The following is an 18,885-nucleotide window of genomic DNA, read 5'->3' on the forward strand; positions in this document are numbered from 1 at the left end:
TTTTAATCTGTTCAATTCGCCAGCATGGCTGGCGTCAAGCTACTTAGTGTTGGCGAATAACCCCAACGCTGATACCTTCAATCGATACATCTTGTTCGGCTAAGTCGACGACTATTGGCTCGAAGTCTTGATTCTCAGGGAGCAGCAATAATTCTCGTTTGGTCTTACCGCGTTTGAAGCGTTTAACCGTGACCTCATCTTCAATGCGGGCGACGACAATTTGTCCATCAGTGACCTGGCTGGTGCGATGAACAGCGAGTAGGTCGCCATCCATAATGCCGATATCTCTCATGCTCTCGCCGCGTACTCGGAGCAGATAATCTGCCTGTGGAGAGAAGAATGATTCTGGGATTTTGACGTGGTCGTCGATGTTTTGTTCGGCCAGTATTGGGTTGCCGGCAGCAACCTGACCAATAATAGGCAGGCCAAGTTCTTCCGCTTCTTGGGGCAGGCGAATTCCGCGAGAGGTGCCAGCAAGCATGATGATAGCGCCTTTTTTGGCCAGTGCTCGAAGATGTTCTTCTGCGGCATTGGGTGAGCGAAAGCCCAGTTCTTTGGCGATATCAGCCCGTGTAGGGGGGAGGCCTGAATCATTGATGTGGCGTTTGATCAAGGCGAGTACTTCGGCTTGTCTTGCAGTCAGTTTTATCATAGTTGCTTATCTGGTTATCCATACAGTACATGTAATTCTATACAGTGTTTTTCAGCTGTGCAAGTATTAATCAATGATTTAGCGCAAGTAGAGTGTCCCGAGGGGGGGATCTAGCGGTTAACAGGTGGTTGAGCGATGGCCACCGTAGGGCGCTACAGCGGCAGTCAGGTAGGGATTATTGTTCGGTTTCGAATGCTGGGCTTGTTTCTTCTGCTCGGTTGATCTTGATCAGCATCCCCATCAGCGGGTGGTCAACATAGTGTAGTTCGTCGCTCTTGAGCCGGCTATGGTTGTTAAGATTGGCCGTTTGCTCGACGTCATACTCGTTAGCCATCAGCGTCTGATACTTAAAGCCACTGTCGCTGAAGCTGCTGTAGCGTGGTGAGTTAGCTGTTTGGTAGGGCGATAGGCTGTCGTCGGCGCTATAACTGAATGTGTAGGTGTTGTCGTCACTGTCGAAGGATTCGCTGAAGCTGCTGAGCCAAAAGTTAGATTTTACGTGAAGAAAGCGACTGAGTTGGATATCCAGGCTGCCCTCTAGCTGGTGGTGCTGGTCATAGCTCTCGCCAGCGTGGATAAGCAGAGGGGGTGATGTTTCGCCCTCATTAAACACCATTAGCCAAGATTGGTGATACATCACGCGGTAATTGCTGTTTTTATCCAGTGCCAAGGCATGCTTGTTGAGCATCCGCTGTTCTTCATCCAGATAAATAAGAGGTTGACGGACGGCGTCCAGGGCTTCGCTGTCTGATGACTCGCCAGTCTGGGTTGAGGTATCACCAGGCTCTGTTTGAGCGGTGTTTGTATCCTCCTCGCTGTCAGTCATCGTGTTGATATCGTTAAGAGAGAGGCTGTTCTCTGCGGCGATAAAATTAATCACATCTCCCCAGCGTTCTTCTTCGGCAGCATTGGGGTTGAGGTTTTCAAAAAGAATAACCTCGACTTGATACCAGCGGGGTTCACTGGTTTCTTCGTTGTCTTCTGTGCGTTGGCTTTGGCTGTTCGCATTAGCGGCCAACATGAGGCTGGCGATAAGTAATAATCGGTAGTACAAAATTTACATCCTAATGATATCGGTATCGGCTTCACTTTATCAGGCCGATGCGAAGGATGCATCAGCCTTTTTGTCAGCCTGCTAATGCATCGAGTAATTTGTTGACGGCTTCAAACCTTTGGCTGTTTTGCTCCATTTTTCCGTTGAACCGGAGTGTGTTGGCGCCCTCGAGCTGATAGCTGGCGGGTTTGCTCTGCACCAGTTGTACAATGTTGATAGGTTCAATAGTCGTATTGCTGCCGAAGATGATTCGTCCTTTCTCTGTGCCGGCCTCTAGCTTGTTAATACCCAAGGCCTCAACCTTGATTCTGAGTGCGGTAATATCGAATAAATTCTTCACTTGCTCTGGCAGGAGACCGAAGCGGTCTATCATCTCAATTTGCAGTTCGCGTAGATCGGCATCGTTTTTAGCGCCACTGATGCGTTTATAGAGTATGAGGCGACCGTGGACATCTGGCAGGTAGTTGTCGGGGATTAAGGCGGCAATCTTCATATCGACCTCGCTGCCTTGATTTAACGCCTTTTCAATATTGGGTGTCTTGCCCTGTTTAATGGCGTCGATGGCCTCTTCGAGCATCTCCATGTAAAGGGAGAAACCGACGGTTTGGATTTGGCCGCTCTGCTCATCACCGAGCAGTTCGCCGGCACCGCGAATCTCCATGTCATGGGTGGCCAGGGTAAAGCCTGCGCCAAGCTCCTGGGCCTCGCTAATGGCATCTAATCGTTTATGAGCGTCTTTACTCAGGGCTTTAGTGTGAGGCGTCAACAGATAGGCGTAGGCCTGGTGATGGGAACGCCCGACGCGACCGCGGAGTTGGTGAAGCTGGGCCAGACCAAATTTATCGGCACGGTCAATTATCATGGTGTTGGCCGATGGAATATCGATGCCTGTCTCAACGATCGTGGTGCACACCAGTACGTTATAGCGTTTGTGATAAAAATCGCTCATGACCTGCTCAAGCTCTTTTTCGCGCATTTGGCCGTGGCCAATGGCGACGCGGGCCTCAGGTACCAGTGCTTCTATCTCGCGTGCCGTCTTTTCAATCGACTTAACCTCGTTGTGCAGCAGGTACACCTGGCCGCCACGGAGTAGTTCTCGCAGTATGGCTTCTTTGATGACGGCATCCTGGCGTTCCTGAACAAAGGTCTTGACAGATAAACGCTTGGCCGGTGGTGTCGCAATAATCGATAAGTCGCGCATGCCTGACATCGCCATGTTCAGGGTGCGCGGTATGGGTGTGGCTGTCATGGTGAGGATGTCGACCTGGGCGCGCAAGGATTTGAGTTGCTCCTTTTGCTTTACGCCGAAGCGGTGCTCCTCGTCGATAATCAGTAGGCCAAGGTTTTGGTATTTGATGTTGCTCTGAATCAGCTTGTGGGTGCCGATAATAATGTCGACACTGCCGTTAGCCAGTTTCTCGATGACGCCTTTTTGCTCTGCCGCCGTTTTAAACCGAGAGATGACTTCGATATTGACTGGCCAGTCGGCGAAGCGGTCACAGAACGATTCGTAGTGCTGCTGAGCGAGCAGGGTGGTCGGTACCAATATGGCAATTTGCTTGCCAGCCTCGGCGGCAATAAACGCTGCTCGCATGGCAACTTCTGTCTTGCCAAAGCCCACATCACCGCAGACCAACCTGTCCATTGGTGTGTTTGCTCGAAGATCGTTGCGGACGGCATCGATAGCGGCTTCTTGATCCTGGGTTTCCTCAAAGGGGAAGCCGGCGCTAAATAGGTTGTAGTTGTCGGGGCTGGCGGCCAGTGACTCGCCTTTCCTTGCCGCCCGACGTGCGTAAATATCGAGGAGTTCGGCGGCGACATCGTGGATTTGCTCGACGGCCTTGCGCTTGGCCTTGGCCCATTGTTCATTGCCGAGTTTGTGCAGCGGCGCGTGTTCGTCGTCGCTGCCGCTGTAGCGGCTGATCAGATTCAGCGATGATACTGGGACATAAAGCTTGGTATCGTTGGCGTATTTGAGGGTGAGAAACTCAACCTCTTGGCCGTCAATACCAAGATTCTGCAGGCCGAGATAGCGTCCAACACCGTGGTCCAGGTGGACCACAGGGGCACCAATTTTCAGTTCGGTAAGGTTGCGAATGATCGCATCGGTGTTGTCGGCTACTTTTTTGCGGCGTCGGCTTTGCATTACGCGTTGGCCAAACAATGAGGCCTCGGTGATGATGCAGATGCGTTGCTCGAAAACGGCACTTTGCTGCAGCGGACCAACGATAATGGCGAAGCGGTCACTGCCCAGGGTGAATTCGTGCCATTGATTGAGGGTGCGGGGTTTGATGCCGTGCTTGTTGAGCTGCTCTAGCATTGCCTCGCGGCGGCCGGCGCTTTCGCAGCAGAATATAACCCGGCCCTGATAATTGGCCAGATATTCTGTCAGCCCCTCGTAGGGCGAGGCCGTCGGGGTGTCGGTGAAGCTGGTAATGCTGTTGATTGGAAGATTATGTTTGCCGCTGCCGGCGTCGATCGGCAGGCCGGACAAGCTGATATTGGTATAGTTTTTCAACTGCGCGAAAAGATCTTCGAGTGAGTTGAATAGATATTGTGGTGGCAGTATGGGCTGTCTGGGGTCGATTGCCCGTGTTTCGTAGCGTTCGCAGACGTCGTGCCAAAAGGTTTTGCCGGCGTCGAAGGCGCCTGTTTGAGACAGTGCCAGGGTGTTGTTGGGGAGGAAGTCGAGCAGGGTTTGGGTCTGCTCAAAGAATAGCGGTAGATAGTACTCGATGCCGGCGGGTGCAATTCCCTGAAAGACGTCTTTAAACAGCGTGCTGTCTTTGGCGCGATCACCAAAGAGTTCATAACTCTGGTTTTTGAACAGCCGGATGCCGGCTTTATCGAGGGGGTATTCCCGGGCGGGCAGTAGCTTGATTTCGTCAACCTTGCTGATAGTTCGTTGGCTTTCTATGTCGAAGCTGCGCAGTGTTTCAATTTCATCGTCGAATAAATCGATACGATAAGGGTGTTTGCTGCCCATAGGGTATATGTCGATTACGGCGCCGCGGACCGCAAACTCCCCGTGTTCGTAAACCGTATCGACGCAGCGGTAGCCAGATTCTTGCAGTCGGGTGCGGTACTGGTCGCTGTCGAGTGAGTCGCCGGTCTTGTGAACAAAGGCATTAGCTTCGATAAAGCTGGCAGGAGTCAGTCGATGCATTAATGTTGAGATGGGGGTTATCAGAACGCCACGGCGCTGTCTCGGTAATTGGTGTAGGGCCTGTAAACGCTCGGATACGATGTCTTGGTGAGGAGAGAACGTGTCGTAAGGCAGTGTTTCCCAATCGGGGAAGTGGATGACCGGGATGTCGTCCTCGGCGGCTAAGAAGAAACTGACTTCTTGCTCGAGTCGATTGGCTTCGGCACTGCTAATGGTGGTGACCAGTAGAATGCCGTCATAGGCGGCAGCGGTTTCGGCGATGGCAAGCGACTCGCTACATCCGGACAATCCGCCCCAGTGTATTTTGTTGCCTTTGATGGTGTTGTTAAGACTGGGTAAGACCTCGGCCACGGTGAATCCTTCAATTGATCTGTTGCGCGCAAGCGGGAGACGCGGTGATAAAGCGTTGGCGCTATTGTACTGAAACAGCGCTAATAGTTAAGGCAAAAAAGTCACTAAAACGCTTGTTGATATAGCGTTGTGTGATTCTTATACAGGCATAAGTTTAATAAACCGTAGCGACTGACGTTAATTGTCGTGTTGAGGGGTTAAGTGTCTTGCACCGAAGGCAATATAACACCATAATACGCGCAATTTGCTAACCGAAATATTTAACCACTTAGGGTATTTTACTGTGACCGAAAGAAAACGACAGAGACCTGGCGATTATTTTGCTGACTGGAAAGAGCGCGAAGAACTGGCTGAGCGCATGATTCCGCTTATCGGTAAGCTCTACCGTGAATGTAATGTGAAGACCTACATTTATGGTCAGTCACTGGCAAATATCTCTGTTCTCGACATCATGAAGGCGCACCGCGTTGTCCGTGAAGTTGAGCAGAACGAATTGTCAGAGTTTGAGACTTTTCCTGTTATTGAGGCGTTGGCCAAGCACGATTTGGGTACTTCCCATATCGATGCAGGTCGTATCGCTGTTAACTACGAAACAGTAAAAGATTCGGGTATCTCTGTCGATGACTATGTTAAACAGCAGGTTGAAGCGCTGATTGGCGGTAGTCACGACGAGAAAACGCATCGCGATGTCGTTCTTTACGGTTTTGGTCGTATCGGTCGCTTGATGGCGCGCTTGCTGGTTGAGAAAGCCGGTGGCGGTAACGCCTTGCGTTTACGTGCCATTGTTGTTCGTGATGGCGGTGCAGAAAACGATTTAGCCAAGCGCGCCAGCCTGCTACAGCGCGACTCAGTGCACGGCCCTTTCGATGGCACCATTCGTGTCGATGAAGAGCGTCAATCGATCGTTGCCAACGGTAACGAGATCCGCGTTATATACTCTAATAGCCCTGACAGTATCGACTACACCGATTACGGTATCAGCGATGCCATCGTCATCGATAACACCGGTAAGTGGCGTGATCGTGAAGGGTTGTCGTTGCACCTGCGTGCCAATGGTGTTGGCAAGGTTATTCTTACCGCACCAGGTAAGGGTGATCTGAAGAACATTGTTTACGGTATTAACAGCGATGATATTTTGCCAGAAGATACCATTATTTCTGCTGCATCTTGTACCACCAATGCAATTGCCCCACCACTGAAGGCGCTTGATGATAAGTTTGGTGTTGATCAGGGGCACGTGGAAACAGTTCACGCGTACACCAACGACCAGAATTTGATCGACAACTACCACACCGGGCCGCGTCGTGGCCGTAGTGCAGCATTGAACATGGTTATCACCGAAACGGGTGCTGCCAAGGCTGTTGGTAAGGTGTTGCCTAAGATGATTGGTCGTTTAAGCGGTAATGCTATTCGTGTACCAACCCCCAATGTATCGTTGGCTATTCTTAAACTGACTCTCGAGAAAGAGACAACGAAGGAAGAGCTGAACGAGTATATGCGTCAGGTTGCGCTACACTCACCGCTACGTAAGCAGATCGATTACTCGAACTCACAAGAAGTGGTTTCCAGTGATATGGTTGGCTCTCGTCACGCCTGTATCTTTGATGCAGAGGCAACGATTGTTAACGGCACCAGTGCCGTGCTGTATTGCTGGTATGACAACGAATTTGGCTATAGCTGCCAGGTTCACCGTGTTCTTGAGCAGATGGCCGGTGTTGAATATGCCGTCTACCCTAAAGAAGACTAAGTAAATCAGCGACGTTGCTCTCTTGGGGTACGTCGCATAAGCCGTATTGCTTTGAAGATATTGAGCTCAAAGTTATCTGCCAGAGAGTAAACCCTCAGCAGATAGTGTGCTAATAAAAATATCGATAAGTTATAGGGCTGTTGGAATCAGCTTTGTTCAGCCTGTGCTGGGCGAAGCTTTTGTTTTTTAACTAAAACTCAAAAACTAGGCTGAAGTATGATAAACATCAAGCGGGGCTTGGATCTGCCCATCTCCGGTGCCCCGGAGCAAGCTATTGCTGATGCTGCTGATGTCCGCCACGTGGCTGTAATCGGATTCGATTACATCGGTATGAAACCAACCATGGCGGTCAAAGTAGGCGATCAGGTAAAGCTTGGACAATTGTTGTTTGCTGATAAGAAAACAGAGGGTGTGAAATATACCGCACCCGGCGCAGGTAAGGTGGTTGCTATCAACCGCGGTGCCAAGCGTGTTTTCCAATCGCTAGTCATTGAACTAGACGGTAATGAAGCAGAACAGTTTGCCAAGTATTCCGAGGGGGAATTAAATGGTTTGAAACGTGATCAAGTCCAAGACAATCTGGTGAATTCCGGTTTGTGGACTGCGTTGCGCACTCGACCATTTAGCAAGGTTCCGGCTTTAAATAGCCAGCCGAAAGCGATTTTTGTAACGGCGATGGATACCAATCCATTAGCGGCTGATGCCGCCGTTGTTCTCGCCGCTAATAAGCAGGCGTTTAGCCAGGGTTTGACCGTGCTGTCAAAACTGACTGAGGGCAAGGTATTTGTCTGTAAGGCACCTGGCAGTGATATTCCTGCAGACGGCGACAATGTTGTCAGCGAAGAATTTGCCGGCCCTCATCCGGCAGGTCTTGCCGGTACGCATATTCATCACCTGTCGCCGGCAGCCACTGTGGCGCAGACAGTTTGGTCGATTAACTACCAAGATGTTGTGGCCATTGGTCAGCTGTTTACCACCGGTCAATTGAATGTCGAACGTGTTGTTGCACTAGCCGGCCCCAAGGTTAATCAGCCGCGCTTGCTGAAGACTCGTATTGGTGCCAGCTTAGATGAGCTAACGGCCTCTGAATTGGCTGCTGGTGACATACGTGTGGTGTCTGGCTCTGTGCTCAACGGCCGCGCTGCTGCCGATGTGACGGCTTATCTTGGTCGTTACCACCAGCAGGTCTGTGCTATCTCTGATGAGACTGACCGCCCAACATTCCACTTCTTCCGTGCCGGTGTTAACCGCCACTCGGTGACAGGTAGCTATATCTCTCGCTTCATGAAGAAGACCTTCGATTTCACGACCTCAACAAATGGTAGTGAGCGAAGCCTGGTACCAGTAGGTACCTATGAGCGTGTAATGCCACTGGATATTCTACCGACCCAATTGCTTCGTGCACTGGTAACCGGTGATATTACTCTGGCTCAGGATTTAGGCGCGCTTGAATTGGATGAAGAAGATTTGGGACTGTGTACCTATGCTTGCCCTGTTAAGTATGAGTATGGCCACATCCTGCGTAAGAACTTAACTACTATTGAGGAGGAAGGTTAATGAAGTTTTTGACTAACTTCTTCGATAAAATCGAACCCAACTTTGAAAAAGGTGGTAAGTACGAGAAGTACTTCGCACTTTTTGAAATGTTCGACACATTTATCCGTCAGCCCGCTGACAAGACCGTCGGCCTATCACACGTTCGTGATGGTGTTGACCTTAAGCGTATTATGATTACTGTCTGGATCGCCGCTTTCCCGGCGATGTTTTACGGTATGTATAACGTAGGTCTGCAGGCAAACACGGCAATGCTTAACATGGGTATTGACCCGTTAGCTGTTAATGATTGGCATGTGTCTTTAATTGCTCTTTTCGCTGGTTTCGATCCCAACAGTATTTGGGATAATATGATTCACGGTGCGGCTTATTTCCTTCCTATTTACCTGGTCACCTTTGTGGTTGGTATTGCTTGGGAGATGATTTTTGCCGTGGTTCGTGGTCATGAAGTCAACGAAGGTTTCTTTGTTACCTCTATCCTGTTCGCTCTTATCGTGCCACCCGATATTCCGCTATGGCAGGTTGCCCTGGGTATCAGCTTCGGTATTGTTATCGGTAAGGAAGTCTTTGGTGGTACGGGTAAGAACTTTTTGAACCCTGCATTGACCGGTCGTGCTTTCTTGTTCTTTGCCTACCCTGCGCAAATTTCAGGTGAAAACGTCTGGACAGCTGTGGATGGCTTCAGTGGTGCGACTGCATTAGGTCAAGCTGCCTCAGACGGCTACCAGAGCATTCAAACAGCCTTTGGTCAGCAAATCACTTGGATGGACGCCTTTATCGGTAATATTCAAGGGTCGATTGGTGAGACGTCTACGTTGGCCATTCTCATTGGTGCGGTCATTCTGATAGTGACCAAAATAGCTTCTTGGCGAATCATCTTCGGTGTCTTCATCGGCATGGTGGCTACAGCGATGTTATTCAATGTCATTGGCTCGGACACCAACCCCATGTTTGCCATGCCGGCTAGCTGGCACTTGGTATTGGGTGGCTTCGCCTTTGGTATGGTCTTCATGGCAACGGATCCAGTCTCTGCGTCCATGACTAACACCGGTAAGTGGTTATTTGGCATATTGATCGGTTTGATGGTGGTGTTAATTCGTGTTGCTAACCCAGCATTCCCCGAGGGTATGATGTTGGCAATTCTTTTCGCTAACTTATTCGCTCCTCTGATTGACCATTTTGTAGTACAGGCAAACATTAAGCGGAGGTTGGCACGCAATGGCAGCGTCTAAAGATAGTCTCAAGCAAACCATATTTGTAGCACTGATCATGTGTGTGGTCTTCTCTGTTATCGTCTCGAGTGCGGCGGTTATATTGAAGCCAATGCAGGAAGCTAACAAAGCATTGGATTTGAACAAGAACGTATTATCGGCAGCCGGCTTGCTTGAGCCAGGCATGAGTGCTGATGAGGTGAACGCTGAGTTTGCTAAGTTCCAAGTTAAACTGGTTGATATAGCTACGGGTGATTACCTTACCGACGATCAAATGTCTGGCTTAGGTATTACCGCTGAAGGTTATGATCAAAAATCTGCGGCAAAGGATCCTGCGTTTTCAAATGCGTTGGATTCGAAGGTAGATATTGCTCTGATCAAGCGTCAGGCCAACTATGCCACTGTTTACGTGCTGGAAGACGACAACGGTCAACTTGACCGTGTTGTACTGCCAGTTCACGGCTACGGGCTATGGTCGACCATGTATGGTTTTCTCGCTCTTGAAGGCGATGCCAATACAATCTTGGGTTTGAGTTTCTACAGTCATGGTGAGACTCCGGGTCTGGGTGGTGAAATTGATAACCCAAGCTGGCGCGCACAGTGGCCGGGCGTTAAGTTGTTCGATGCCAATGATCAGTTGATCATCACGGTTGACAGCAAGGCCAGTGGTGACAGCGTTATTGACGGACTTTCTGGCGCTACGCTGACTACTCGCGGTGTTGATCATCTGGTTAAATTCTGGATGGGTGAACATGCTCTGGGTCCGTACTTAGAAAAACTAAAGGCGGGGGTTTAAGACATGTCTGAAGTAAAAGCAAAAGAAGTATTGGTCAACCCAATCTTCTCAAATAACCCGATTGCGTTACAGATTCTCGGTGTATGTTCGGCGTTAGCTGTAACAACCGGTATGAGTACTGCAATGGTGATGAGCTTGGCGCTGACAGTGGTCTGTGCCTTCTCCAACTTGTTTGTATCGATGGTGCGTAATGTATTGCCTGGCAATATTCGTATGATTGGTCAGATGATTATCATTGCCTCACTGGTTATTGTTGTCGATCAGATTTTGCAGGCATATGCCTACGATATCTCAAAGCAGTTGTCGGTATTTGTTGGTTTGATTATTACTAACTGTATCGTCATGGGCCGTGCTGAGGCATTCGCCATGAAGAACCCACCAGGTGCCAGTTTTCTGGATGGTATCGGTAACGGTCTTGGTTACAGTGTGGTGCTGTTGGCCGTTGGTTTCTTCCGCGAATTATTCGGTTCTGGTTCACTGTTTGGTGTTGAGATTCTTCCTCTGATCCAAAACGGCGGCTGGTATCAGGCCAACGGTTTGATGTTGTTGCCACCGAGTGCTTTCTTCATTATTGGTCTGTTGATCTGGGCGCTGCGCGCATGGAAGACTGATCAGGTTGAAGAGAAAGAATACCAGCTCTATAAACACACAGCGAAAGAGGCGTAAGGGTTATGATTGAGCATTATCTTGGCCTCTTTGTTAAGGCTGTATTTCTAGAAAACATGGCGCTGGCCTTCTTCTTGGGCATGTGTACTTTTCTTGCTATCTCGAAGAAGATTCAGACAGCTATTGGTCTTGGTATCGCGGTCATTGTTGTTTTGACCATTACAGTACCAGTTAACAACCTGATTTATACTTATCTGCTGAAAGACGGTGCATTAGCTTGGGCAGGTTTGCCCGATGTTGATCTAAGCTTCTTAGGGTATTTAAGCTATATCGGCGTTATTGCGGCAATTGTTCAGATCTTGGAAATGTTTCTCGATAAGTACGTGCCTGCACTGTACGCCGCGCTGGGTGTTTTCCTGCCGCTGATTACCGTTAACTGCGCCATTATGGGTGCAGCGTTGTTCATGGTTAACCGTGATTATAACTTCGGTGAGAGTATTGTTTATGGCATGGGTGCCGGCTTAGGCTGGGCTCTAGCGATTGCGGCATTGGCCGGCATTCGTGAGAAGCTTAAGTACAGCGATGTACCTGATGGCCTTCGTGGCCTAGGTATTACCTTTATCACCGTTGGTTTAATGTCTTTAGGCTTTATGTCTTTCGGCGGTATCGCTCTTTAAGAGCGATATTGAAACCAATTTAAGCAACAGGTTATAAGGCTGTAGCAGAATGATAGATACACAAGTAATCGGAATTGGCGTAGGCATGTTCACCGTGATAGTAATGTCACTGGTATTCATTATCCTATCGGCCCGTTCTAAGTTAGTAAGTTCTGGCGACGTTACTATTGAAATCAATGGTGATCCAGAGCGTTCAATCACTGTACCTGCTGGCGATAAGCTATTAGGTACCCTGGCCAATGCTGGCATCTTCCTCTCGTCTGCCTGTGGCGGCGGTGGTACCTGTGCCCAGTGCCGTTGTCAGGTGACTGAGGGTGGCGGTTCAATCCTGCCGACCGAAGAGCCTCACTTCAACACCGGCCAGCGTCGCGAACACTGGCGTCTTGCCTGTCAGGTCGCGGTTAAGCAAGATATGAAGGTTGAGGTTGATCCTGAGTTCTTCGGTGTTAAGCAGTGGGTATGTAAGGTTGAAAGCAACCCGAACATGGCGACGTTCATCAAAGAGCTGACGCTGAAACTACCGGAGGGCGAAAACGTAGATTTCCGCGCCGGTGGTTATGTTCAGCTTGAGTGCCCGCCGCATACTGTTCACTATAAGGATTTCGATCTAGGTGACGAGTATATTGGTGACTGGGAGCGTTTTGGTTTCCTAGACGTCACCTCGGTTTGTACCGAGACGACTGTTCGTGCTTACTCGATGGCTAACTACCCAGAAGAGAAGGGTGTGGTTAAGTTCAACATCCGTTGTGCGACACCGCCGCCAAACAACCTGGCGCTGACACCAGGTATTATGTCCTCGTGGGTATTCGGCCTTAAGCCGGGTGATGAAGTGAATGTGTCTGGTCCTTTTGGTGAGTTTTTCGCCAAGGAAACCGATGCAGAAATGGTCTTTATCGGCGGTGGTGCGGGTATGGCGCCAATGCGTTCACATATCTTCGATCAGCTTAAGCGTCTAGAGAGCAAGCGTAAGATCTCTTTCTGGTACGGTGCTCGTTCGTTACGTGAAGTCTTCTATGAAGATGAATACGATATGTTGGCGGCTGAAAATGAAAACTTCGATTGGCATTTGGCGTTGAGTGATCCTCAGCCAGAAGACAACTGGACTGGCCTAACCGGCTTTATCCATAACGTCTTGTTGGAAGAGTACCTCAACAACCACGAAGCACCTGAGGACTGTGAGTTCTATATGTGTGGGCCACCAATGATGAACGCCGCGGTAATCAGCATGCTAGAAAATCTAGGTGTTGAGCGCGAGAACATCATGTTGGATGACTTCGGTGGTTAATCGTTACGATGATTAATCTACTCGACGGAGTAAACAAAGCGAGGATGCTGTTAGCATTCTCGCTTTTGTTTTTTATAGCCATCCTAATATCAGGCTGTGCCGAGAAAAATCCTCAGCACTGGTTGATAACCGGTTATACCATGGGTACCAGCTATCACATTACGGTAACCGCCCCGAGTCAACTCGGTGAACTGTCGCGGACGGACTTAGAGGCGTTGATAAGGCAGAAGCTCAAGCTGATTAATCAGCAGATGTCGACCTATATTGATGACTCTGAATTGTCGGTATTTAATCGGGCGCCAATCAATACCGATGTGCCGGTATCGGCTCCTTTAGCGTATATGATTGAACGTTCTTTGCAGATATACCATCAAACCGATCATAGTTTCGATCCGACAATCGGTGCGCTGGTGAACCTTTGGGGTTTTGGCCCGGAGAATCAACCAGAGCGAGTGCCATCGCAGCAGCGCATTGATCAGTTGTTAGCTATTCATGGTATGGACAAGGTTCAGGTCGATACAGCCAATAACACCCTGCGCAAAACCTCGTCGGTGTATGTTGATTTATCGGCCATTGCCAAGGGTGATGGTGTCGATCGTTTGGCAGTATTGCTGGATGAGCTTGGTGTTACTGACTACTTGGTGGAGATCGGGGGTGAGTTGCGAAGCCGGGGGCTTAACCCCCGAGGCTCGGCTTGGCGAGTAGCGATCGAAGTTCCCTCGGATGGGCTCAGCGAGGTGGTGTTACAGGCGGTATCTATTGCCGATATGTCGATAGCGACCTCAGGCGATTATCGTAACTACTTTGAGAAAGATGGCGTGCGTTACTCCCATACCATCGACCCTCGTACGGGTTACCCGGTGGGGCATACGCTGGCCTCGGTGACGGTGATTACTGCCAGTTCAGGGGACGCCGATGCCTATGCCACTGCGATCACTGTGTTGGGGGCTGAGCAGGGTATGGCCTTGGCTGAGGAGATCAATTTGCCTGTGTTGATGGTAGTGCGAAGCATCAATGGCTTCGAGACGATTAAAAGCACGGCTTTCGCGCCGTATATCGAGTCAAAATGATCAGGCTTTTGAGCCCGTAGTCGATATAGCGTAGAATGGACGTATTCATGGTTGGCCGGCAGCGGTCAGCCATCTTATTGTGAGGTGTATTATGGCTGTATTTCTTTTAACGCTTGGTTTTGTGATCTTGATGGTTGTTGGTATGTCTGCAGGTGCGCTGGCCGGCAGAGGTCCGATCAAAGGCTCTTGCGGTGGCATGAGTGCATTGGGTATCGATACCGCCTGTGATATCTGTGGCGGTAACCCTCAAAAGTGCGACGAAGAGCAAGAACGTATCGCCGACGAAAAAGTCGACAGTGATTTCTACGATGCCAGTAAGTAAACGCTTTAATTTTCTTTATTGAAGTGCTGTAGAGCCCGACTGGGGAAGTCCGTAATCATACTGTCGATCCCCAGGTGCAGGCACTTATCCATGTCGGCCACCTCGTTGACAGTAAATACAGAGACCTGTAATCCCTGCTGTTTGGCTCTGGTTATCTCCACGCTATCCAGTAATGGGTAATCCCAAATCACCCAGTTACAACCCAATTCTATCGCTGTTGCGACGGCGTCTATGTCTGCTTGCTCGCAGAGAAAACCGCGGGTTATGTTGGCGTCAATACGACGGGCAACCCGGAGTACATACTGGTCAAAACTGGTGATGACAACCCGTTGCTGTTGCTGGAATTTTTGCACTATGGCAATAATCTCTGGTACTAACCGATCAATCAAATCAGGGTAGTCTGTCTTTACTTCCAATTGGCTGAGTTCAATATCACTGCAGTGTTCAAACACTTGCTCAAGACTGGCAATAGTGGCCGCTGGCGATGCGATAAAGTCGGCATTGGCTGACAATGCTTGAAGTTGACTGAGCGTTTGAGTGGAGGCGACTGTATCGATGCCGCAGGTTCGCGCTAGGCTTTCATCGTGCAGTGTAAATACGGCTAAATCACGGCTGAGTCGCAGATCGTATTCAAGTTGGCGGATGCCAAGCGCCTGAGTGTATTCAAAGCCCTGCAGGGTGTTTTCGGGGTATTCGCCGCGCGCCCCGCGGTGGCCGACAATAATCAAGGCTGTCGCTCATCGTTTGTGGTGGTAGGGTGTTTTGGTCGATGAATCGTCACCGCGTGGATAACATGCTGGTGTTCAAACACCACGATAAATTCTTGATATTGCCAGCGTGTGATTGGCGGCTTGCCCATGGGGGGCTTTTTTTCTAATGGCTGGCCGAATTGTTCGCTTACCGACGACATGGTTTGGTGCTTTTTGGGCAGCTCAATAGTGTTGTCGGGCTGCTGTTGACTAACCGGTATGGTTATTGTTTGAGCCTGGCCTAAAATACTGACGTTGACCGCGAAGATAAAAATCAGTGATTTAATATGGGTGGTTATCATTATTGCAGCCTTATTAGCCAATTTGGTGCGTTATGGTAGTTTATGGTCGCTATCGTAGATTGACTTTGACACAATGTAAATTAGCCATTATTGACGGCATTAGCCATCTAAAATTAATAAGTTACTTTATGTATAGACCGTTAGAATTATTTATTGGATTGCGATATACCCGCTCGAAAGCTCGAAGTCAGTTCCTCTCACTTGTGTCACTGTTTGCCCTGTTGGGTATGGTCTTAGGCATTGCAGCGTTGATAGTTGTCAGCTCGGTAATGAACGGGTTTGGCGAGGAGTTACAGGGGCGGATCTTGCGTTTCGTGCCCCATGGCTATGTTGACCAGGTTGGCGGCGTCAAGGATTGGCGCGCTGTGATGGCCACCATTGAACAGCAGCCCACTGTTGTTGCCGCCTCGCCCTATATTGGCGGCGGTAGCATGTTGAGTTTTGCCGGTGAGGTAAAAGGGGCCGAGGTGAGGGGGATCATGCCAGCATTGGAGCATCGCGTTTCTGGTATCGCTCCGTTTATGACGCGAGGTTCGTTAGAACAATTGGTCGCCGGTGACTACGGTATTGTATTAGGGGCAATTTTAGCTCGACAATTGCGGGTGACAGTCGGCGATAAAGTCACTTTGGTCATCCCCAAGGTCAGCGTCACCCCCGCGGGTGTATTTCCTAGAATGAAACGCTTTACTGTCGTCGGTTTGTATCAGGTCGGCGCCCAGCAGGATGCCACCGGTGCGCTGATTCACCTGGACGATGCGGCGGTATTGTATCAGCGTGGAGACCGGGTTGATGGTTTGCAGCTCAGAGTGGATGATTTGTTCACTGCTGCGACGACGGTGCCCTCGGTGGTGTCTGTGCTCAATACCGGCAGTGACGAAAATAATAGGCCGTTTGATGGTCGAGATTGGACGGTAACTCAGGGCAGTCTATTCAAATCGGTCAAAATGGAAAAAACCATGGTGTCGCTGTTGCTCTTGAGTATTGTGGCAGTGGCAGCTTTTAATATTATTTCAATTTTGACCATGATGGTGGCAGAGAAGCGCAAGGATATTGCGGTGTTGAGAACCTTGGGGATGACGCCGTTGTCGGTGGTGAGAATTTTCCTGGTACAGGGCATGTTTGTCGGTCTTGGTGGCACATTACTGGGGTTGCTAATCGGCATTCCGCTAGCCTATAACATCGGTGAAGTCGTCACTTTTTTTGAACAATTACTGGGTTTCCATGTTTTTGATCCTCGGGTTTATTATATCTCTAAGCTGCCGTCGGTGGTTAAGATGGACGATGTTATTGTGGTTGCCAGCAGCGGTTTTATTCTGAGTATTTTGGCGACCTTATATCCTGCCTGGCGTGCGGGACAGATACAGCCTGCAGAAGCCCTCCGTTATGAATAGTAGAGTGAATCAATCAATGAACAGTGCAAGCGTATTAAGCTGCCATCAACTGACCAAGTCTTACCAGCAGGGCCCTCAGTGCTTGGTGGTATTAGAGCGGGTTGAGCTCGATGTTAAGGCCGGAGAGAAGGTGGCGATTGTCGGTGCTTCTGGTTCGGGTAAATCGACTTTGCTCAATATGCTGGGAGGGTTGGATACGCCCTCCAGTGGCAAGGTGGTTATCAGCGGCCAGAATATGGCAGATTTGTCGGCTAAGCAGCGCGGATTATTGCGCAATAGTAAACTCGGTTTTGTCTATCAGTTTCATCACTTGTTGGCGGAGTTTACCGCGCTAGAAAATGTCGCGATGCCGCTGATGATTGGCGGGGTAAAAAAGGCCGAAGCGCAGCGGGTGGCAACAGAGTTGCTGGTCAAGGTGGGGTTATCGCAACGCTTACAGCACAAGCCTGCAGAGCTTTCTGGCGGCGAGCGTCAACGGGTGGCCATTGCACGGTCACTGGCGACGTCACCGGGTTGCGTGTTGATGGATGAGCCGACAGGTAATTTGGATCGGGAGAATGCTGAGCGTATCGAGGCGCTGTTAAGCGACCTCAATCGCGATTTGGGCATTTCTATTGTTCTGGTCACTCATGATATGACTATGGCGAAGAAAATGGATCGTATTTTAAAGCTACAAAATGGCTGTCTAACCGAGGTGGTTGAGGGTGTTTAATTCGGTACCGGTGTTTATCGGGCTGCGTTATCTCGGCGCCGGCAACAAGAGTCAGCTGGTTGCTTTTCTATCTCGGGTGTCGATGTTGGGTTTGATTCTCGGCGTTGCCTTACTGATTACTGTGCTGTCGGTGATGAACGGCTTCGATAAGGAATTGCGTGAGCGTATTCTCGCTGTTGTGCCTCATTTAAGTGTTTATCATGCTCGCGGCATGGAGGAGTGGCAGCCGCTGGTTGAGCGCAGTGAAAAAATTGATGGCGTCACCGCCGCGGCTCCGTTTATACATCTGCAGGGGATGTTGATGCGGGGCAGTAAAATCGAAGGGGTTTTGGCTTATGGCATTGATGTCGACGCTGAAATCAAAGCTTCTGTCATTGATGATTATATGGCGAACGGGACCTTTGAAGACTTAAAACTGCAGCCCGATGGTATGGTTGTCAGCCAGAAACTAGCCGATGCTTTATCGGTAGAGATTGGCGATAAGATTACCTTGGTTGTGCCAGAAACGAATCGCCTACAGTCATCAGGTTTGGTGCCACGGTTGGTGCGATTAAACATAGCGGCAATCTACGATACCGGTACTGAACTCGATAATGCCTTGGTTTATCTCAACTTACATAAGGCGCAGACGTTGTGGGGTAATGGTCATTTGGTTGAGGGTGTCCGCTTACAATTGGATGACCTGTTTGTTGTTAATCAGGTGGCAATGTCTCTGACTGAGGGTCTGCCGCCGGGGACTTTTCTGCGTGATTGGCGTCGTACTCACGGCAATTTATACCAGGCTATTCAGCTGTCGCGTAACCTGGTCGGCCTGTTGTTGTTTATTATTATTGCCGTGGCTGCATTCAATGTGGTGACGACGCTGATTATGGTGGTAATGGACAAGAAGGATGCGATAGCGATATTGCAAACCCTGGGTTTGACGCCGGGGCAGGTGATGATTCTATTTATGGTTTATGGCAGCTTTATCGGCTTGCTTGGTTCGCTGTTGGGGCTTTTGCTGGGCGTGGTGTTGTCCTATTCGATTACCCCGTTGGTGGCCTCTGTCAGCGAGATGTTTAATGTCCATCTGTTGCAGTCGGATGTTTACCCAGTCAATTACCTGCCCTCGGATTTTCGCTTGGAAGATGGGGTGTTAGTAGCCGGTGTTGCCGTGGTAATGTGTTTTTTTGCCACTATCTATCCATCGTGGCGGGCAGCCAAATTGCAGCCAGCCGATGCCTTACGGTATGAGTAGGGG

17 protein-coding genes are annotated in these 18,885 nt (G+C 49.7%); 12 read left to right on the forward strand and 5 right to left on the reverse strand.

The window, feature by feature from the left end:
- Window positions 1-43: 43 nt before the first annotated feature.
- The 3 genes from lexA to mfd all read right to left on the reverse strand — a co-directional run bounded on the left by lexA (window position 44) and on the right by mfd (window position 5,223).
- Complete coding sequence (lexA, locus tag L9P87_RS00290; protein WP_237442686.1) at window positions 44-652, reverse strand: transcriptional repressor LexA; 609 nt, start codon at window positions 650-652, stop codon at window positions 44-46.
- Between the two features lie 175 nt (window positions 653-827).
- Window positions 828-1,706: a CsiV family protein gene (locus tag L9P87_RS00295; protein WP_237442687.1), complete on the reverse strand. Its 879-nt coding sequence runs from the start codon at window positions 1,704-1,706 to the stop codon at window positions 828-830.
- 73 nt (window positions 1,707-1,779) lie between these two features.
- The gene (gene mfd, locus L9P87_RS00300) at window positions 1,780-5,223 is read right to left on the reverse strand and encodes a transcription-repair coupling factor (RefSeq protein ID WP_237442688.1); all 3,444 of its coding nucleotides are present in this window, start codon (window positions 5,221-5,223) and stop codon (window positions 1,780-1,782) included.
- Between the two features lie 283 nt (window positions 5,224-5,506).
- Between mfd and L9P87_RS00305 the strand changes: the two genes are divergently transcribed.
- The 9 genes from L9P87_RS00305 to nqrM all read left to right on the forward strand — a co-directional run bounded on the left by L9P87_RS00305 (window position 5,507) and on the right by nqrM (window position 14,491).
- On the forward strand, window positions 5,507-6,970 hold the full coding sequence (locus L9P87_RS00305) for a glyceraldehyde-3-phosphate dehydrogenase (protein ID WP_237442689.1): 1,464 nt from the start codon (window positions 5,507-5,509) through the stop codon (window positions 6,968-6,970).
- A gap of 216 nt (window positions 6,971-7,186) precedes the next feature.
- The gene (locus L9P87_RS00310; RefSeq protein ID WP_237442690.1) at window positions 7,187-8,527 is read left to right on the forward strand and encodes a Na(+)-translocating NADH-quinone reductase subunit A; all 1,341 of its coding nucleotides are present in this window, start codon (window positions 7,187-7,189) and stop codon (window positions 8,525-8,527) included.
- On the forward strand, window positions 8,527-9,756 hold the full coding sequence (locus L9P87_RS00315; protein ID WP_237442691.1) for an NADH:ubiquinone reductase (Na(+)-transporting) subunit B: 1,230 nt from the start codon (window positions 8,527-8,529) through the stop codon (window positions 9,754-9,756). The genes L9P87_RS00310 and L9P87_RS00315 overlap by 1 nt, the downstream gene beginning before the upstream one ends.
- Window positions 9,743-10,531, forward strand: coding sequence for a Na(+)-translocating NADH-quinone reductase subunit C (locus tag L9P87_RS00320; RefSeq protein ID WP_237442692.1), 789 nt, complete (start codon window positions 9,743-9,745; stop codon window positions 10,529-10,531). Before L9P87_RS00315 ends, L9P87_RS00320 begins: the two co-directional genes overlap by 14 nt.
- A 3-nt stretch (window positions 10,532-10,534) precedes the next feature.
- Window positions 10,535-11,197 (forward strand): NADH:ubiquinone reductase (Na(+)-transporting) subunit D, encoded by a 663-nt coding sequence (locus L9P87_RS00325; RefSeq protein WP_237442693.1) that lies wholly within the window; start codon window positions 10,535-10,537, stop codon window positions 11,195-11,197.
- 8 nt (window positions 11,198-11,205) lie between these two features.
- Window positions 11,206-11,814: an NADH:ubiquinone reductase (Na(+)-transporting) subunit E gene (gene nqrE / locus L9P87_RS00330; protein WP_237444337.1), complete on the forward strand. Its 609-nt coding sequence runs from the start codon at window positions 11,206-11,208 to the stop codon at window positions 11,812-11,814.
- 49 nt (window positions 11,815-11,863) lie between these two features.
- A complete protein-coding gene (nqrF, locus tag L9P87_RS00335; RefSeq protein WP_435531780.1) occupies window positions 11,864-13,099 on the forward strand; it encodes an NADH:ubiquinone reductase (Na(+)-transporting) subunit F in 1,236 nt (411 codons plus the stop codon).
- Window positions 13,100-13,239: 140 nt separating this feature from the next.
- On the forward strand, window positions 13,240-14,169 hold the full coding sequence (locus L9P87_RS00340) for an FAD:protein FMN transferase (protein ID WP_237442694.1): 930 nt from the start codon (window positions 13,240-13,242) through the stop codon (window positions 14,167-14,169).
- Window positions 14,170-14,260: 91 nt separating this feature from the next.
- Window positions 14,261-14,491, forward strand: coding sequence for a (Na+)-NQR maturation NqrM (nqrM, locus tag L9P87_RS00345; RefSeq protein WP_237442695.1), 231 nt, complete (start codon window positions 14,261-14,263; stop codon window positions 14,489-14,491).
- Between the two features lie 5 nt (window positions 14,492-14,496).
- On the opposite strand, the gene L9P87_RS00350 is transcribed toward nqrM, so the two are convergent.
- Window positions 14,497-15,219 (reverse strand): glycerophosphodiester phosphodiesterase, encoded by a 723-nt coding sequence (locus tag L9P87_RS00350; RefSeq protein WP_237442696.1) that lies wholly within the window; start codon window positions 15,217-15,219, stop codon window positions 14,497-14,499.
- On the reverse strand, window positions 15,216-15,542 hold the full coding sequence (locus tag L9P87_RS00355) for a hypothetical protein (protein ID WP_237442697.1): 327 nt from the start codon (window positions 15,540-15,542) through the stop codon (window positions 15,216-15,218). The genes L9P87_RS00350 and L9P87_RS00355 overlap by 4 nt, the downstream gene beginning before the upstream one ends.
- 128 nt (window positions 15,543-15,670) lie before the next feature.
- On the opposite strand from L9P87_RS00355, the gene L9P87_RS00360 reads away from it, so the two are divergent.
- Genes L9P87_RS00360 through L9P87_RS00370 form a run of 3 tightly spaced genes read left to right on the forward strand, consistent with a single transcriptional unit; the run spans window position 15,671 to window position 18,882 of the window.
- Window positions 15,671-16,933 carry a lipoprotein-releasing ABC transporter permease subunit gene (locus L9P87_RS00360; RefSeq protein ID WP_237442698.1) on the forward strand — a complete coding sequence of 421 codons (1,263 nt, stop codon included), beginning with the start codon at window positions 15,671-15,673 and terminating at the stop codon, window positions 16,931-16,933.
- Between the two features lie 16 nt (window positions 16,934-16,949).
- Window positions 16,950-17,645 carry a lipoprotein-releasing ABC transporter ATP-binding protein LolD gene (lolD, locus tag L9P87_RS00365; protein WP_237442699.1) on the forward strand — a complete coding sequence of 232 codons (696 nt, stop codon included), beginning with the start codon at window positions 16,950-16,952 and terminating at the stop codon, window positions 17,643-17,645.
- Window positions 17,638-18,882, forward strand: a complete 1,245-nt coding sequence (locus L9P87_RS00370) for a lipoprotein-releasing ABC transporter permease subunit (RefSeq protein ID WP_237442700.1) — start codon at window positions 17,638-17,640, stop codon at window positions 18,880-18,882. The genes lolD and L9P87_RS00370 overlap by 8 nt, the downstream gene beginning before the upstream one ends.
- The last annotated feature ends 3 nt before the right edge of the window (window positions 18,883-18,885 follow it).

Source organism: Sinobacterium norvegicum (assembly GCF_923077115.1).
Lineage (GTDB): Bacteria > Pseudomonadota > Gammaproteobacteria > Pseudomonadales > Sinobacteriaceae > Sinobacterium > Sinobacterium norvegicum.

Excerpts from the sequence above, each read along its gene's own strand:
- lexA (WP_237442686.1), bottom strand. The coding sequence starts at position 652 with ATGATAAAACTGACTGCAAGACAAGCCGAAGTACTCGCCTTGATCAAA.
- L9P87_RS00340 (WP_237442694.1), top strand. The coding sequence starts at position 13,240 with ATGGGTACCAGCTATCACATTACGGTAACCGCCCCGAGTCAACTCGGT.
- L9P87_RS00325 (WP_237442693.1), top strand. The coding sequence starts at position 10,535 with ATGTCTGAAGTAAAAGCAAAAGAAGTATTGGTCAACCCAATCTTCTCA.
- L9P87_RS00315 (WP_237442691.1), top strand. The coding sequence starts at position 8,527 with ATGAAGTTTTTGACTAACTTCTTCGATAAAATCGAACCCAACTTTGAA.
- nqrF (WP_435531780.1), top strand. The coding sequence starts at position 11,864 with ATGATAGATACACAAGTAATCGGAATTGGCGTAGGCATGTTCACCGTG.
- nqrM (WP_237442695.1), top strand. The coding sequence starts at position 14,261 with ATGGCTGTATTTCTTTTAACGCTTGGTTTTGTGATCTTGATGGTTGTT.
- lolD (WP_237442699.1), top strand. The coding sequence starts at position 16,950 with ATGAACAGTGCAAGCGTATTAAGCTGCCATCAACTGACCAAGTCTTAC.
- L9P87_RS00310 (WP_237442690.1), top strand. The coding sequence starts at position 7,187 with ATGATAAACATCAAGCGGGGCTTGGATCTGCCCATCTCCGGTGCCCCG.
- L9P87_RS00320 (WP_237442692.1), top strand. The coding sequence starts at position 9,743 with ATGGCAGCGTCTAAAGATAGTCTCAAGCAAACCATATTTGTAGCACTG.
- L9P87_RS00355 (WP_237442697.1), bottom strand. The coding sequence starts at position 15,542 with ATGATAACCACCCATATTAAATCACTGATTTTTATCTTCGCGGTCAAC.
- L9P87_RS00360 (WP_237442698.1), top strand. The coding sequence starts at position 15,671 with ATGTATAGACCGTTAGAATTATTTATTGGATTGCGATATACCCGCTCG.